This window comes from Streptococcus sp. HMSC066E07, assembly GCF_001814695.1.
Classification (GTDB): domain Bacteria; phylum Bacillota; class Bacilli; order Lactobacillales; family Streptococcaceae; genus Streptococcus; species Streptococcus hominis.
Genome location: NZ_KV817417.1, coordinates 1 through 14643 on the forward strand (window position 1 = coordinate 1; position 14643 = coordinate 14643).

Annotated in this window: 12 protein-coding genes and 1 pseudogene; 9 read left to right on the top strand and 4 right to left on the bottom strand. The window is 38.4% G+C overall.

Going from position 1 to position 14643, the window contains the following annotated elements; all coding sequences use genetic code 11:
• Positions 1–165: 165 nt before the first annotated feature.
• Positions 166–2088, top strand: a complete 1923-nt coding sequence (locus tag HMPREF2984_RS01715; RefSeq protein WP_070670147.1) for a beta-glucoside-specific PTS transporter subunit IIABC — start codon at positions 166–168, stop codon at positions 2086–2088.
• Positions 2089–2246: 158 nt separating this feature from the next.
• Positions 2247–3512, top strand: coding sequence for a CapA family protein (locus HMPREF2984_RS01720; RefSeq protein WP_070670149.1), 1266 nt, complete (start codon positions 2247–2249; stop codon positions 3510–3512).
• A 90-nt stretch (positions 3513–3602) separates the two neighbouring features.
• Here the strand turns inward: HMPREF2984_RS01720 and HMPREF2984_RS01725 are convergent, their stop codons facing one another.
• From HMPREF2984_RS01725 to HMPREF2984_RS01735, 3 genes are all read right to left on the bottom strand, one after another.
• Positions 3603–4439 (bottom strand): C39 family peptidase, encoded by an 837-nt coding sequence (locus tag HMPREF2984_RS01725; RefSeq protein ID WP_003039356.1) that lies wholly within the window; start codon positions 4437–4439, stop codon positions 3603–3605.
• A gap of 86 nt (positions 4440–4525) precedes the next feature.
• Complete coding sequence (locus HMPREF2984_RS01730) at positions 4526–5071, bottom strand: HXXEE domain-containing protein (RefSeq protein WP_070670151.1); 546 nt, start codon at positions 5069–5071, stop codon at positions 4526–4528.
• Between the two features lie 14 nt (positions 5072–5085).
• Positions 5086–5955, bottom strand: coding sequence for an AraC family transcriptional regulator (locus HMPREF2984_RS01735; protein WP_003039856.1), 870 nt, complete (start codon positions 5953–5955; stop codon positions 5086–5088).
• A gap of 111 nt (positions 5956–6066) precedes the next feature.
• Between HMPREF2984_RS01735 and HMPREF2984_RS01740 the strand changes: the two are divergent.
• Positions 6067–7506 (top strand): annotated as a pseudogene (locus tag HMPREF2984_RS01740) (glycoside hydrolase family 1 protein).
• Positions 7496–7882 carry a VOC family protein gene (locus tag HMPREF2984_RS01745; RefSeq protein ID WP_070670153.1) on the top strand — a complete coding sequence of 129 codons (387 nt, stop codon included), beginning with the start codon at positions 7496–7498 and terminating at the stop codon, positions 7880–7882. Before HMPREF2984_RS01740 ends, HMPREF2984_RS01745 begins: the two are co-directional and overlap by 11 nt.
• 496 nt (positions 7883–8378) lie before the next feature.
• On the opposite strand, the gene HMPREF2984_RS01750 is transcribed toward HMPREF2984_RS01745, so the two are convergent.
• A complete protein-coding gene (locus tag HMPREF2984_RS01750) occupies positions 8379–9524 on the bottom strand; it encodes a cobalamin-independent methionine synthase II family protein (protein ID WP_059221541.1) in 1146 nt (381 codons plus the stop codon).
• A 357-nt stretch (positions 9525–9881) separates the two neighbouring features.
• Between HMPREF2984_RS01750 and HMPREF2984_RS01755 the strand changes: the two genes are divergently transcribed.
• The 5 genes from HMPREF2984_RS01755 to HMPREF2984_RS01775 form a co-directional block, all read left to right on the top strand.
• Positions 9882–10730, top strand: coding sequence for a Cof-type HAD-IIB family hydrolase (locus HMPREF2984_RS01755; protein ID WP_070670155.1), 849 nt, complete (start codon positions 9882–9884; stop codon positions 10728–10730).
• On the top strand, positions 10712–11344 hold the full coding sequence (locus tag HMPREF2984_RS01760) for an SGNH/GDSL hydrolase family protein (RefSeq protein ID WP_070670157.1): 633 nt from the start codon (positions 10712–10714) through the stop codon (positions 11342–11344). Before HMPREF2984_RS01755 ends, HMPREF2984_RS01760 begins: the two co-directional genes overlap by 19 nt.
• Positions 11345–11491: 147 nt before the next feature.
• Positions 11492–12364 carry a helix-turn-helix domain-containing protein gene (locus HMPREF2984_RS01765; RefSeq protein WP_070670159.1) on the top strand — a complete coding sequence of 291 codons (873 nt, stop codon included), beginning with the start codon at positions 11492–11494 and terminating at the stop codon, positions 12362–12364.
• Between the two features lie 405 nt (positions 12365–12769).
• Positions 12770–13309, top strand: coding sequence for an SH3 domain-containing protein (locus HMPREF2984_RS01770; RefSeq protein ID WP_037613391.1), 540 nt, complete (start codon positions 12770–12772; stop codon positions 13307–13309).
• A gap of 259 nt (positions 13310–13568) precedes the next feature.
• The coding region (locus HMPREF2984_RS01775; protein ID WP_142350437.1) for an SH3 domain-containing protein at positions 13569–14643 on the top strand (1075 nt) is incomplete at its 3' end.

Here is a 14643-nt window from a genome sequence, read left to right on the forward strand (position 1 = left end):
ATAAATGTTGCACTTATTCTTGCAATTTATCATACACAAAAATAGCTCCATAACCTCTGCGGTAGTTTTACCCACTACAGAAATTATAGAGCCTTTTTTGTTATCGTTGTTCTATATTTATATGTGCAACAACACAGCTGACCTAAAAAATAAAGGAGGTCCATTATGGCAAAAGATTATACTGACTTAGCTCAGGATATTGTTGCTCACGTTGGTGGTAAGGAAAATATCATCAAGTTAGTGCACTGTGTGACGCGTTTGCGTTTTTCTCTGAAAGATGAGAGTAAGGCAGACACGGAATACTTGAAAAATAGAGATGGTATTGTAACGGTTGTAAAAGCTGGTGGACAATACCAAGTGGTGATTGGGAACCATGTGCCAGATGTGTATGCGGCGGTCATTAAGGAAGCAGGCATTTCTGGTGAGGGAAGTATTGATGTGGATGAGGGAGATGTTCCGCAAGGAAATCTATTTGACCGATTTATCGCTTTGGTGTCAGGACTTTTCCAACCAATGCTGGGAGCTCTTTCTGCAGCTGGTATGATCAAAGGTGTAGTTGCTATTATGGCAGCTTGTGGTGTTAAGTCGACAGACGGTGCTTATGTCATCTTAAATGCCGCTGGTGACGGATTCTTCCAATTCTTACCATTGATTCTGGCTTTGACTGCTGCTAAGCGGTTTAAACTGGAAAAATTCACAGCGCTTGCAATTGGCTTTGCCTTGGTCTATCCAAATATCGCAGCTAGCTTTACAGCTGCCAAACCACTCTACACGCTATTTGCAGGAACTTTTATTGAGTCAAAAATCTACGCAACTTTTTTAGGTTTGCCGGTTATCTTCCCTGCTTCTAGTTATCTATCAACTGTATTGCCAATCATTCTAGCAATTTGGGTCGGCTCAAAAATTGAAAAATTCTTTAAACGAATTATTCCAGATGTTGTCAAAGTCTTTGTTGTTCCATTCTTTGTTATCTTAATCACGGTACCGTTATCATTTCTTGTTATTGGACCAGTCATGACATGGGCTTCTGATATAGTCGGTGCTATTTTCACAGGTATTTATAGCTTCAGCTCAATTATTTATGGAATTATTCTGGGTGCTTTGTGGCAAGTGTTGGTTATGTTCGGTCTCCACTGGGGATTGGTGCCGCTTGCAATTTTGGAATTACAAAAAGGACCAGGTGTCATTCTTGTAGCTTCTATTGCTATTTGCTTTGCGCAAGCAGGAGCATTGCTCAATATCTTCTTGCGTACAAAAGAAGAAAAAGTCAAACAGTTGGCTATTCCAGCTTTTATCTCTGCTCTGTTTGGGGTAACAGAACCAGCTATTTACGGGATTACCTTGCCAATGCGAACACCATTTATTATGACTTGTATTGCTGGTGCAGTTCAAGGGGCCTATCTCGCTTTCTTTAATGCCAAAATGCAAGTAATGGGTGGAATTGGACTCTTTGCGATTCCGTCTTTCATTGATCCCAAAGACTCACTATTACTCATTCACTTCCTTGTAGCAATTGCAATCAGCTTTGTTCTTGGATTTGTATTGACCCAATTTACAAAGATTCCAACTCTTTATGGTGGGGCACAAGAAGTCGCTGCTGAAGAAATCAGTCAGCCAGTTGAAGAGATTGCTCCTGAGCAAGTCATCACAGCTCCGCTTAGCGGGAAAGTGGTCGCACTCGAAGATACGCCTGATGCTGTTTTTGCAAGTGGCGCAATGGGTCAAGGTGTAGCAATTGAGCTTAGCGTTGGCGAAGTTGTCGCTCCTGCTGACGGTGTGATTCGTCTGCTTTTCCCAACCAACCATGCGATTGGCTTAGCGACTGATGATGGCGCTGAAATCTTGATTCACGTGGGCATGGATACAGTCGCTCTTGAAGGAGAAGGCTTTATGGCACATGTTACTCAAGGCTCAAAGGTCAAGGCGGGTCAATTATTGCTAAGCTTTGATATAGATGCTATCAAGAAAGCAGGTTATCCTGTTACAACTCCAATCATTGTAACCAATACAGCTGATTATAAGACAGTTGAAGCATTAGCTGACGGCGATGTGAAACTAGGCGATGATTTGCTGAAAGTAAGTAAATAATCTAAGAAAAGGACAAGCAAAACTTGTAGAGTTCTAAACAGTTGGTCGAAAAAATCAACTAGAGCTACTACAAACATGCTTCGTCCTTTTTATTATTTATCATTTCCTGCGTCATGTCTGCTTCTTTGTGCTACAATAGAGGTATAGGAGAGCAGGAGATGAAAAGATCAGAACGGAAAATACAGTCAGCAACTAATTGGCAGTTTATTTTAGGCTTGCTTTGCGCCGTGTTTGTAGCAGCAAGTGTGATTTTAGTAGCTGAAAAAATAAACGATAGCATTACGATTAAGGGAAAGTCGGCAAAAACAGGTGTTGTACAAAAGAAAAAAATGTCTTCTTCCTCAAATGGTGTACAGACGGCTCGTATCATGGCAAACGGAGATCTGCTATATCATGATCTTCTATATATGAGCGCCTTACAGTCAGACGGGACGTATGATTTCACAGAGAATTATCAATATGTCAAATCTTGGTTGAAAAAAGCGGACTTGGTATTAGGAGACTTTGAAGGGACGATTCGACCAAATTATCCTTTGGCGGGCTACCCACTGTTCAATGCACCAGAGTCGGTGGTATCCGCTATCAAAGACGCTGGTTATCAAGTCGTGGATTTGGCGCACAATCACATTTTAGATTCTCAATTGGAAGGTGTTACCACAACAGCGGAGGCCTTTGAAAAACAAGGCATTACACCAATTGGGGTTTACACTCATGAAAATCGAGATAAATCGTCACTTGTCATTAAAAAAGTAAATGGGATTAAAATTGCGCTCCTAGCTTATTCTTATGGATTTAATGGCTTAGAGGGAAATCTCTCTCAGGCAGACTATAATCATCATTTGTCGGATTTAAATGAAGAAAAGATGAAAAAAGAAATTGAGCGAGCCGAAAAAGAAGCTGATATAACCGTTGTCATGCCTCAGATGGGGGTTGAATATCAATTGGAACCGACACAGGAGCAAAAAACTCTTTATCATAAGATGATTGAGTGGGGAGCGGATATTATCTTTGGCGGGCATCCGCATGTCGTTGAACCATCAGAGGTCGTCAAACAAAATGGGCAAAAGAAATTCATTATCTATTCTATGGGAAATTTTATCTCCAATCAGCGAATCGAGACAATGGACGGTGTGGAAAATAAGAAATGGACAGAACGCGGCGTGCTCATGGACGTGACGGTTGAAAAATCAAAGAAAGGGACGATTATCAAGGATGTACAGGCACATCCGAGTTGGGTGAGTCGTGTGGCGAAAGGGACGTATTCACCGGAAGGCTATCCTCTCTACACCTACCAGACCTATATTTTAGAAGATTTCATTGAAGGTGGAAAATACCGTAATCAATTAGACCAAGCCACCAAAGAACGAATTGACACAGCTTATCAGGAAATGAATGAGCATGTCAATTTGAAATGGAACGAATAAGTTTATTCCTTTAGAAAAAAGACCAGAGATTCTTGCGTTGAGAATTTCTGGCTTTTTGTTTTTGGTAAAATTCAATAGTATAGAGGATTTTTACCATGCATAATTTGGTTCAGTACAACTTACCATTGCATTTAGCAATTCTTCTGGACTCACAATTTTTAACCCTCCATAAACAGAATCTTGGACTAAATAAGATGGATCTAAATAATAGACATAAGCAACATCTGAACCATCTTCTGTTAAGACATATCCTACACCGATAACATTATGCTCTCCACTTTTGCCGGGATATATTTTGCTATTATTGAAAGTGTAGTACATTGGATAGCCGCCATTGATATTTTGAATCAGGCGTTTTTTGAATAATCTCATATCTTCTGAATCAGAATTAGGATTGGTTACAGTTGCTAAACGATATCCTGCTTGATTTCCTGATGGTACATCGTAGCCAAACAAATGGCGATTTAAAACTTTTATAGCATTGCTATTATGAGTTCCAAAAGTTTCATCTGTTCCCATTTCATTGGCTAGCTGGGCTTGGTCAACCTGAAGACCTTGACTTGCCAGTATCATAGATACGGTTGCTGGTGCGCAGTAATTCCACCGTCGTTGGACAATTGTAGAGATATTTAGTTGAACCTTTTCCCCTCCTACATGACTTTTTGGGTCGGTACTATCTATAGATTCAGAGGGGACTGTTTTATTAGTAGCTGAAGAATTGTTTTCTCCAGCAGTTGAGGTTTGAGAAGAACTTGTCTGGCTTGAACTAGAAGAATTTTGTTGAGAGGCAGAAAAATGAGAACGTTGTGTTTGCTTGGCTTTAACAGTATCTGATGGTTTTGCTGGTGCTGTGTTTCCATGAACACACGCAGTAATCACAATGAAGGCTAATAAGAAAACAATTGACGAGTATATGACTTTTTTCATAATTCTTCCCCCCTTATTTCTCAAAACTATAATGCCGTATTTCTAATTTTTGTGAATTCGTTTACATTTTTAGTGTACCATTTATGTTAAAGTTTTTCAATTTTTTCCGAGTTGTAAAAAATCTTATTCAGCCACCCAGAAAACTGCCTCCCTAACCAGAGTGCAAAAAAGAGATTACTGATGAGAATGAGAATACCAATGAGACTGAAAAAGAGGAGTTCAACTGTGTTGACATGAAGTAAAGTGCTTGCTTTCCAAATGATGATACTGCTAACTGGTAAGCACAGGATAGAGGTCGCAAGAGCTGGGATATAGCGTCTAAGCCAGATAGCTTGCAGGATATGAACCACCAGATGAAGAGCGAAAGCGACAAATCCGCCCAGCCAGATGAGGTAAAGTAGGCGAGTGTGGCAAATAAGAGCAAAGAACGAGACGAGGAGCACCACGACAAATTCCTCTGCCACAGCTAGCGCGAAACCTTCTGTGGATAAGCCTTTGTGGGTATTTAGAATGAAGACGGCTTTTTTTGCCAGCAGTTTTTCATTTCGCTCTATCCACGGCATGAAGCCAATGATTTCTTCCAAATCATGAAAAATGAATAGCAGCGGAAACAACCAGATAGTATCTTTCATTGAATGTCTCCTTGTTATTTTTTCCGATATTGACTAGGAGTTATTTGGTAATACTTTTTAAACTGACGATTGAAGTTAGAGAGATTGTTAAAGCCAGACTGTGTAGCAATTTCTAGGACGGGTAAGGTAGAGTGTTGCAAGAGTTCAGCCGCTTTTCGCAAGCGAAATTGAATCACGTATTCCATGCAAGATACCCCAAGATGTTTCTTAAAGAAATTCATGAAATGGGTATCGCTGTAACCACAAATTTGAGCAAGCTGATCAATCGTGAGTTCCTCTTGATAATGACTACCGATATAGTCAATGATGGTACGGATTTTTTCTTCCTTGCGATAGCCTTCTAAGGATTGCTCTTTTGAAATCACATAGCCATTTTCAAATAAGAGAAAAAAGAGTTGGTTGAGCTGGGCTTTGAGCTGAAATTCAAAATACTCTGTACGATAATAGCCTGTTTTCATGGCATCAAGTAAACACTGCCGAATGTCTGCATAGGCTGGCTGATTGGGCTTGATGACACGAACAAAATCCAGCTGACCATTATAAAGTGGCTGCAAATATTCAATACTAGCTTGATCCATCGCAGAATAGCCCATTAAGTCCAAATGAAAGTTAATCGCATCCATATAGTGGCGTTGATTTTCAATCGGGTGAATGGAGTGAAGAGCATTGGGACGAATCAGGATAATATCACCTGCTTCACTATTAAAGTAATCATAATCAATGTGAAACTGCGCAGTTCCCTCATGAACATAAACTAGCTCAACATCCGTATGCCAATGAAAGAGAATGTCCGGCTGACCGTTTTTTGTAATAGTTCGTGTGAGAGAATAAGGAGTGCCTTGATTTTTGTAAACGATATCTTTGTGTAATGTTCCCAGATCCATAAGTGTTGCCTCTTTCGTAGAATAATACCAATTTATAAGAGAATTGTGTTAGAAAATACTCTTGTCTAAGATTATAATATAATTAAGTGAAAAATAAAAGAGGTAAAAGTCATGAGTAAATTTCCAGCAGATTTTCTTTGGGGCGGTGCAACAGCTGCCAATCAATACGAAGGAGCTTACAATGTGGACGGGAAAGGTCTTTCGGTTTAAGATGTAACACCAAAAGGCGGCATGCCAGCTAAAGCAGGTGATCTCAATCCTTTGATTACAGATGAGCCAACACTAGACAATCTCAAATTAGAAGGGATTGACTTTTATCATCGTTACAAAGAAGACATTGCCCTTTTTGCAGAAATGGGCTTCAAGGTCTATCGTACTTCCATTGCTTGGTCACGGATTTTCCCAAATGGTGATGAAACGGAGCCAAATGAAGCAGGTCTAAAGTTTTATGATGACCTCTTTGATGAATTGGCAAAATATGGCATTGAGCCTTTAGTGACTTTGTCGCACTATGAAACACCGCTATACTTGGCACGCAAGTACAATGGTTGGACAAATCGTGATTTGATTGGCTTTTATGAGCGCTATGTTCGTACCGTCTTTACTCGCTACAAAGACAAGGTGAACTATTGGTTGACCTTTAATGAAATCAACTCCGTTCTTCATGCGCCATTTATGAGTGGAGGGATTGCAACACCAGTAGAAGAATTGTCCAAGCAAGACCTTTATCAAGCAGTTCATCACGAACTAGTGGCATCAGCTCTTGCAACGAAGATTGGGCATGAAATCAATCCAGACTTTAAGATTGGTTGTATGGTACTAGCCATGCCGGCTTATCCGATGACGCCAAAACCAGAGGATGTACTGGCTGCCCGTGAGTTTGAAAATCAAAACTATCTCTTTTCAGATATTCATGCGCGTGGTAAATACCCAGCATATATGAACCGTTTCTTCAAGGAAAATGGAATTGAGATTCAATTTGCGCCGGGTGATAAGGAATTGATGGCAGAACATACCGTGGACTTCATCTCCTTCTCTTATTATATGAGTGTGGTTCAAGCTCATGACCCAGAAAGTTATTCTTCTGGTCGTGGAAATGTTCTAGGTGGTCTGCAAAACCCTTATCTGGCAAGTTCTGAATGGGGTTGGCAAGTTGACCCAATTGGTCTGCGTCTAGTTCTCAATGCTTTCTATGACCGCTACCAGTTGCCACTCTTTATCGTAGAAAATGGTCTCGGTGCTAAAGATGTCTTGGTAGATGGTCCTAATGGTCCAACTGTTGAAGATGATTATCGTATTGATTATCTTAAACAACATTTGCAACAGGTCGGCGAAGCGATTGAAGATGGTGTTGAGCTCTGGGGCTATACCACTTGGGGCTGTATTGACCTCGTGTCTGCTTCAACAGCTCAGATGAGCAAGCGTTACGGATTTATCTATGTTGACCGAAGCGACGATGGAACAGGGACTTTGGCTCGCTACAAGAAGAAATCATTTGACTGGTACAAAGAAGTCATTGCAACGAACGGAGAAAAACTCTATGAAGATTGAGCATGCAGCCCTTTATGTTCGAGATTTAGAAGGGGCGAAATGCTTCTTTGAAACATATTTTGAAGCAAAAAGTAATCAGCTCTACTATAATCAGAAAACAGGTTTTCAGTCTTACTTCCTCAGCTTTGACGAAGGAGCAAGATTGGAAATCATGACCCGAAAGGAAGGTTTAGTGGAGAACAACCAAGAACTTCTCTTTTTGGGCTACCATCATTTGGCTTTCAGTCTAGGAAGCAGAGAAAAGGTAGATGAATTGACAGCTAGACTCCAAGCAGACGGTTATCAACTTTTAAGCGATCCACGTCTGACGGGTGATGGCTACTATGAAAGCTGCATTCTGGGTTTAGAAGGCAATCAGATTGAATTGACAGTGTAATTTGATAAATTTGCTCCTTATAAATAGAGAGTGGGACAGACATCAATCATTTGAAGAATGTGATTTTTCAGCAAGTCCTAGTTTCTACTTGCTGACCTAAAACAGTCCAGTGGACTGTTTTACTCCCACCTCCGCACAGATGGTTGGGATAGCCACTATCGCCGGTACGGTCAGGGATAGGGTTATCCAACTAACCACTGCGTTTTGCAAGCTAAACGATAAAATACATGAGGCTGGGAATTTTTGTTTCAACCTCCTTTTTTGTGTTAAACAAATGAACTGAAAGTTGTAACATAGATATCAGGAGGAAAATGTCCAAGTGCCACTCTCTGTTGTTTTTACCTTAAAAATTTGCCAAATAGAGAAATCATTTTGACTTTACTCTTTTTCAGTCGTATTTATTGCCAAAGGTCAAAAAAGACAAACCTCAAAAAGAAGTTTGTCTCGCTTTTTATAAGGATTCACTAAACAGTCATAAGATGTCGTCACGTACAACTTAATCCCAAAACTTTTTAGCGATTTCTTGACCTTGTTTGATTTTGGCCCATTGTTGTGGAATAGCTAGTTCATTGCCTGAATCGCAGGAAGCAAAACCGCATTGATGTGACAGCAGGAGACGATCCTTAGGAAGGATAGTGCTGGCTTGTTCTAATAAACGAAGTACACGTTCTTCATCATCTAGATCAGTTGTCTTACTAGAAAGAAGTCCAAGAACAACTTCAGCATCTTTATCTTTAAGAGAAGCGAGGGCTTTCAAATCACCTGAGACGTCACTGTCCCATTCTAAGAAGAAGCGGTCATAGTGTTGCTCACGCAAGAATTTTTCCGCAATCGCTTCATAAGTTCCGCCTGAGGCAGAACGGCTTTCATAATTTCCGCGACAGTTATGTGTCCAAACTTTGAGTCTTAATTGATGACCGTAATCAGCTACCTCGTTATTGATCGCAATGAATTCATCAGCTAAATCAGCCAGCGCAGCATTGCCATCAGCAAAAAACGAAGCAGGATTTGATTCATCAAAAAGTTCCCAAAGGCAATCATCAAACTGGATGATTGCCCCGCCAGCTTCCTTGTATTCTGTCAAGAATTCCTTGTAGGCCTTGATAAGACCAGCTTTTAATTCGTCGTTGGTTTTGTAAACTTGCCCTTCACCAGCAAGTTTATCAAAGATAGCCAGTTCAGTATAAGCATGCGCAGGTCCCCAAATCGTTAATTTTGTTTGCGTATCACCAGCTTCTTCCTTGAGCAGTTTGTAACTATCTAAGAAATGATGATTTTTACCTGAAAGTGGCTGTCTAATGCGAATACCGATGTCTTTACGTGTTTCGTACTGTCCGCCATCATGGTCTTTAAAAGTGTAGCCGTGGTCTGCAATGTAACGTTCAATACCTTTAAGTCCCCAAATAAAATCTAAATGCCACATGGACTTAGAATATTCACCATCTGTCAAAATATCAATACCATTTGCCTTTTCATCAGCAATGACCTTTTTAATCTCTGCTGTTTCTGTTTCACGATAACCCGGAAAACTATCATAAAAAGGATACTGAATGTCATCACGATGTTCAATTTTATTTTTATAATTAAGCAGATCAGCTGGACGAAGAAGAGATCCAACTAGTTGGAATTTTGATTGTGTCATATACATGTCTCTTTCTAGATTTCTTGCTTTTTATTGTACAAAAGCTGAGCACTTTTGAAAAATAGTTAATTTAGAGAAAAGAATATAGTTTTAAACTATAACTAAAAAGACCAATCCTTGCTTGAATACAATTGTTTCCTCTTCAACTCTCTTTTTGGTAAAATAAAAGAAAAACTTTGTTTACTGGGATATGTTTAGACGTAATATAATCCTTTTGAAATAAGATGTAAATGTAGCCAATAATGTTTTACATTATCCAAGCGGAATTACAGAAATGGCAAAAGGATAGTTATACATTATGAAATAAATGAACGATGGGATTTGAATTTGAAATGAATGATTGTTAAAGGTGATAACATGACAATTAAGATGGTTGTGACCGATATGGACGGAACGCTCTTAGATGAAAAAGGGGAATTCGATCGAGGTCGGTTGAAAAATATATTGGATGAGCTGGATAAGCGGGAGATTCGGTTTGTAGTGGCAACGGGCAATGAAATTCACCGAATGCGCTTGCTATTTGGGGATTTGCTGGAGCGCGTGACCCTGATTGCCGCAAATGGTGCGAGGATTTTTGATAAAAACGAGATACTGCTGGGCACATGTTGGTCTCAAGACTTAGTTGCACAAGTTTTGTCTTACTTTGAAGGAAGAGAACGTGATGTGCACCTCGTTGTCACAGCTGAAAATGGTGCCTTTGTCAAAACGGGGACAACTTTTCCTATGATTGAAAAAGTCATGACAGCAGAAATGGCGCAAGAATTTTATCAAAAGATAAACTTTGTCGAAACATTACGTCCAGACGATTTTCCACAAGTTCTGAAAATGAGTATGGTGGTAAACGAGCAAGCAGCAGTTCAGGCTACTCGACAGCTCAATCAGGATTTTGCAGACACATTAAATGCAGTCACAAGCGGCTATGGAGCGATTGACATTTTGCAAAAAGGAATCCATAAAGCTTGGGGGGTAGAGCAATTGATGCAAAAATGGGAAATTCAAGAGCAGGAAATCATGGCCTTTGGAGATAGTGAAAATGACATTGAAATGCTGCAATTAGCTGGGGTTTCCTATGCTATGGAGAATGCGGATCCTAAAACCAAGGCAGTTGCCAATCACCTTGCACCAGCAAATACAGAGGCGGGCGTCCTGACAGTATTAGAGAACTATTTGAGCAAAGGAGAGAGTCTATGGCTGTCCAATTATTAGACGAATGGCTTTTGAATGAGCAAAAGCAAATCAGAAAAAAATACCACGATTTGAATCGTATATCCGTCAAAGACCCCGATGTACTTTTTCTGGGAGATTCTATCGTAGAGTATTTTCCCTTACATGAGTTATTTAAAACGTCAAAAACACTAATAAACCGTGGAATTCGAGGTTATCGATCCGATTTGTTGCTAGAGCATTTAGAATCTCTTTTATTTGGGCAGGCAGTTGATAAGGTCTTTCTCCTCATCGGCACCAATGATATTGGCAAGGAAATCCCGCAGCAAGAAACAGTAAAAAATGTGGAAAATATCATCCAAACGATTACTAGGAATTATCCTCTTGCAGAAGTTTGTCTTTTATCTGTCCTACCAGTAAATGAAACTGCTACTTACAAAAAGCGCGTTCATCGAAGAAGCAATCGAAAAATTCAAAGTCTCAACCATGTCTATCAAGAGTTAGCTTCTGCTTATATGAGTGTGACCTTTGTGAATGTCTATGACAACCTGCTAGACGAAACAGGACAATTAAAAGAAGCATTTACCACCGACGGATTGCATTTGACCGTTGCGGGATACCAAGTGTTGGCAGAGCGAATAGCAGAACAGTTGTAATCTTTGAGTCAACTATAGATTGGCAATTTTGAACTCGTTTCAATAGATATAATACCCAAAAATTATTATTGTCATAAAAATTTAATGTTATATACTTTAACTCATATGATATAATGAAAAATAATTATAAAATGTTGAAGGAATAGTATGAGTACATTATTAGCTACAAGATTAAAAAGTAAGCGATTGGAATTAGGGTTATCTCAAAAAGAATTAGCAGAAGGGGTATGTGAGCAAGGTCAGATTAGTAGAATGGAAAAAGGCAAGTATATGCCTGGTTCGGATCTTTTATATTCATTATCAAAAAAAATGAATGTAACAATGAACTATTTTTTTGATGATAGTGTACTTGGTGAGACATCTAAGTTGGTACAATTCAAAGAGCTGGTAGAATCCTTTCTAGTAAAGCGTGAGTATGATTCATTAAAATATTTATACAGTTTAGAAGTTGATAAACAACATAGATTGCCATTATCAGACCAAAATTATCTTGAATGGATAGGGGCAATTGTTTCATTTCATTGTGATAATAAAAGAGAAGAGGCTATTAAAAAATTAGAACAAATGCTTGTGCGATTAAATAAAGATGAGTTAATGTACCTTCGTATCTCTAATACCTTGCTTAATTTCTTTTTAGAAGAAAAAAATAATGATGAATTTGAAAAATGTTATCAAGCAGTACTACCTAAATTTCAAAGTATTGACTTTACTCATATAATAGAGTTGAAAATTTATATTAAAATTAGATATAATTTTTGTCGCTATCTTTGGAAAAGCTCTCAGATTGAAAAGGGAATAGAGGAAACGCTTGATGTTATTGAAAAATGTAATGAATACAGTTGTAGTTATTTATTAGCAGATTTATACTGTATATTAGCAAATATTAGCGAGGATTTTTCTAGTCAAAGTATTGTAAAACAATATTTTACGCTTTCGCAAGTATTATATAAACTAAGCGGCAATGAAAAAATGGCATTGACGCTTGAAAAGTATCTTCGTGATAATTTTCAAAAAGTGTAAGTTAAAGATAAATTGTAGAAAAACACGAATAATCTTATGTCCAGTTAATTATGGGGATAATTTTATTCGTGTTTTATTTTTGAAACTGCTACCTTAAAACTAAGGGAATATATCCAAGCGCAGAAGATAATTATAGTTATAATTATAAAAAAAAATGACTATTTTTATAAAAATCTATTGAAATAGTTTATTCAAAGGTATATAATGTGTACCTAGAAAGGAGATTTAATTCTGTTAAAAATATGAAGAATGTTATCAAAAATTTTTTGTTTCTATCAGGAATATGAGAATAAAGAAAATGTTACAAAAAAATTACAAATATTTCTAAAATGTGTTGATTTTTACAAAACAAAGTTATATAATGACTTTGGAATTTAAAGATTCCTGAAAAAGAAAGGAAATACAATGAAAAAATCATATAAATTGGCAAGTGTAACCATGTTATGCTCCTTGCTTTTACTTGGTGCTTGTCATAAAAATGAAGTCAAAAGTGGGACAAATGGACATTCAGTAAAAACAACGAAAACAACAAAAAGTAGTAGCTCTAAAAAGACAAAAGCTTCTCAAAATAACAAAATGTCTACTAATGATAATAAAACAACTGATAAAGAGCAAGACAATTCGGTTACAAATGCTCAATCATCAGAGATTAGTAATTCAAATAGCCAAAATAGTGCAAGTAGCCAGCAATCTTCGACTCCTTCAATTGTTCAATCTCAAGGAGGAGGTACTCAAGTGACCTCTGGAACTCTTGAACTGTACCAAGACACGCCAGTTTATGCTTCACCAGATAAATCAAGCGAAGTTGCCTATACTTATCCTAAAGGAAATGTTGATTGGGATCAGTATGTTTTTGAAAACGGTGAAAATTGGTATAGTTTTGTAGTTTCTAATGGAACAGAGTCTAAGCGTTACTACATAGCCTATTCAGATGTAAAACACTAAGGATATTGTTGACTTTTCCTCCTCAGGTAATAGAAATATTACAAATAAACTACAAGTGTTTCTATAATATGTCTATTTTTACAAAATAAAACTGTATAATGATCTTGGAATTTAAAGATTCCTGCAGGTATAGCTGCTCCTATTACAGGAAATGTCTCTAATACAGATCATATTTTGATTGGGCAAGATGAAAATGCCAATGCACATCCCTTTTATAGAAATTAAGATGATAAACATAAATTAGAAAGTAGGACAAGTGATGAAAAAAAGAATGTTTGATCACGAAGAACAACGTTTTTCCATTCGTAAATATTCGTGCGGTGCGGCTTCTGTTTTGATTGGATGTGTCCTCTTTATGGGCGGTCAAACCGTGTTAGCTGATGAACAAGCCACGACTGGAACAGTACTAGAAGCGGCTCAAGTTGGCACAGTAAATAAGACTCAAAACACAATTGAATCAACTGATGTGTCTTCTCAATCAGCAGCAACTCAAAAAGAAACTGCTGTAACAACAACTGCGCCAACTAGTTCTTCAGCGGATAAAGCTGTTTCTGTAGCTACAGAGACGACACCTTCTCAACCAACGACTGTTGATGCAGCGACACAGACAGAAGACGAAACAACAAATTCATCTGTTGATGCAACAACAAACACAGCTACCCCTTCAACAACTGCAAAAATTGAAAAGAGTCCTGTCGAAAAAGAAGCAGGAAAAGAAGAAATTGATGTTGCGAAATTGATGGATAAAACGCAAACAGCGCACGAAGCACGTCTGGCAGAATCCAAAGTAGCGCAAAGTGTACCTTCTTTACCAAGTCAGGGCTATTACACTTATACGAAACGTACGGAAGTGAAGAATGAACCAAAAGCAAGTGCAGCATTGCAATTTTATGTGAATGCGGGGGATCGCGTTTTTTACGACCAAGTTTTGATTGCAGATGGATACCAATGGCTAAGTTACCGCTCTTATAGTGGAGCTCGTCGCTATGCGGCTATTAATAAGTTGGTAACAGAACTAGTTCAACCTGCAAAGCCAACACCTTCTTCAACAGGAACTCTCCCTTCTAGAGGAAGATATGCTTTCTCTAGAACGACAGAGGTTAAGAATGAAGCTAAATTGTCAGCTCCGACACAATTTACCTTTAATAGGGGCGACAGTGTCTACTATGATAAAGTGCTGGAAAATGATGGCTATCAATGGATTAGCTATGTTTCATATAGCGGTGTTCGTCGTTATGCGGCTGTGACAAAATTAGCTCAGTCAGAGTCTCAAAAACCAGCTCAAAACAAGGTGACAGGTACGATTCACATTGAAAACAAGACTTCCCAAGGTT